This is a genomic window from Limnospira sp. PMC 1279.21, assembly GCF_032349615.1.
GTDB lineage: Bacteria > Cyanobacteriota > Cyanobacteriia > Cyanobacteriales > Microcoleaceae > Limnospira > Limnospira fusiformis.
Map to the genome: position 1 here is coordinate 1 of NZ_JARPLU010000321.1, position 2,574 is coordinate 2,574.

General features: G+C 45.3%; 1 protein-coding gene. It reads right to left on the bottom strand.

From position 1 onward, the window contains the following. Positions 1-97: 97 nt before the first annotated feature. A complete protein-coding gene (ltrA, locus tag P5683_RS24090; RefSeq protein WP_315669497.1) occupies positions 98-1,855 on the bottom strand; it encodes a group II intron reverse transcriptase/maturase in 1,758 nt (585 codons plus the stop codon). Between the last annotated feature and the right edge of the window lie 719 nt (positions 1,856-2,574).

A 2,574-nucleotide genomic window follows, 5' to 3' on the forward strand; every position in this document is an offset into this window, starting at 1 on the left:
ATTAGGGGTCGAGAATGGAGTCGCCTCCATCCCCTCCCATTCAAAACCGTACTTGAGAGTTTCCCCTCATACGGCTCCTAGTTTAATTGCCTCCTTGTTAAGAGTACAGCATCCTCTCCTCATCAAGAGCGGTTTTATCATCGTGACAATGGCGGTGTAATAGTTGAAGGTTCCTGTATTCATCCTTTCCACCGTGGCTTCGAGGTACAATGTGGTCGATTTCAACTATATCTGATGGGGAGAAGTATTGCCCGCACCAGGTACACTTGCCTTTCTGTTTTTTGAGTAGTTTAGCTACCCTATTTGGCGTATCGATTGCTTGTCCTTTCCTGGTTGCCCAGTAAGTCCAGTTTCCGTCGTATGGTGATGCGTCCGGGCGTACTAGGGTATGTCTAACAATTGGTGTCCAGTCGTGTTTATATAGATGTAGCCCATCTTTGGTTTGGAACATCCAGGTTTCCTGTCTTTCTACCCCGTTTCTGAGTTTGACCGTTCTCGGTTTAAAGTATTTTCTCAGTTTTCCATGGTTTGCTTTTCCGCATCTTGCGGCTGTCCATGCCCTTAACATTAACCAGACTATGTGGTCTAGTTTGCTGAAGGTCTCCGTTGAGACGACCCCTGAATAGTAGTTAGACCATCCTTGGATTATTGGGTTTAATTTGCTAATCAGGGCTGCTTGAGGTGCTGTTTTGTATTGTTTGATTACACCTTTTATCACTTCTGTATGGGCTTTAACTGCTTTCTTACTGGGCTTGATGTCTGTTTTGAATCCTAGTGGTTTCCCATTTGTATTCTTCCCAGTCTTATATTTTCCAACCTGGTATTGTCTGATATTGAATCCCAGAAAATCAAACCCTGGCTCCTCCGTTTTTCCACCGTATTCAATGTAATTGAGCGTGTGGCAGATTCGAGTTTTTTCGGGTTTAATCTCTAGTCCTACAGGTTTTAACCATTCGGAAATAGCAGTTTTGCACTGTTCAATGATTTCGAGCGATGGAGATATCACTACAAAGTCATCGGCGTATCGTATTGCCGTGGCTTGCGTTCTGTTCCTTTTCCTAGGATACATTGTTTCAATTAACCTAGCCATACCATCCAGTGCAATGTTGGCTAGGAGTGGACTTATTACCCCTCCTTGTGGTGTCCCTGTTTCTGTACCTTCAAATGCGCCGTTGTCCAAAACACCCGCTTTGAGCCATTGTTTTAGGTCTCTCTTCAGGGCGCTTGGGCAATGAATTTTGGACAGTAGGTAATCATGGTTTATTCGGTCAAAGCATTTTGCTATGTCTGCATCAAGGACGTAGTATTGTCCTAAATTTATTGCAGTGTAGATTCTGCTTATTGCGTCGTGGGTTGACCGTCCTGGACGGAACCCGTAGCTCGTGCCCTCAAATCTTGATTCCCATTCGGGTTCAAGTGCCGATTTAACCAAGGCTTGCCTCGCTCTGTCTTGGATTGTGGGTATCCCTAGAGGGCGTTTTTCGTCCCTTCCAGGTTTTGGTATCCACACCCGTCGTAGCGGTTTTGCTTTGAGATTTCCTTTGATGTTCTCCGCAAGCATCAGCCTTTGCTTGGGGGAGATTACTTTCACCCCGTCAACTCCAGCCGTTTTCTTGCCTTGATTGTCTTGGGTCACTCGTCGCACCGCTAGGAGCCTGGCATAATATGACTTCACCATTAGACGTTGCAACCATCTAACCTTTGCATCTTGTCCCGATTTAGCTGCTTGGTATATTCTCTTTTGGAGCTTAAAGACGTACCTTTGAACCTTAGCCCAATTGATACTCTTCCATACATTCGTAGTCTTAGTAAATCTCCGTTTGTCGAAGCCTTTACCTTCTCTCGATTTCGTCATATTGACTCCTACTTGGCTCTATCCTTGCAATCAAACCGTGACCTGTTAGCATATCCCTACCATTACAGTCGGGCGTTGGCTTCTGGTCACATCTCACATCCTCAAGGTATCCGCTTACACTTGTCGCTACTGAGTTTATCGACCTATTCCCTCAGAACTCTTGAGGACTTAAAACGTTCCGTTTATACGGGCATTCCATCCTTAGATTTATCCTCTCCACCGGGGTACTTTTAAAGGTCTGTGTAGGTAGTAAAACAAGAGCCTCCTACTTTTCCCCTTACTCTTTTGAGCGCAGCGTATCAACCTGTTTCGCTGCCCAATGATTACGATGGTTCATGCCGGATATTCGGTTTCCCTAATCATAGATGGTTGGCAGTGGTCTCAGTCCTGGTGTTAGGTTACACCTCGGAGCCTTCCGTTCCCCGCTTCAATCCTAGGGTTGTGAATCCTAAAACTGGGGGTGGCTATCGCCGTTACCCTCACCTCTGTATTGCGTCTCCTTTAATGTTAAGAGTTATTACAATTTATTACAGAGTATGTTGACCTTGGGTTCCCTGCCTCGATTTGGTATCACTTTGATACAAATCTTTGGGACATATAAACAGTTGTGGGGATGGTCAGAAGCGAGCTTCTTATATTCAACCAGGGGGTTGAAGTCCCCACTAGGCGGTTATTTCAGGCATTTCAGCCCTATTTCATGCCTAAACGTCTCGCACTAA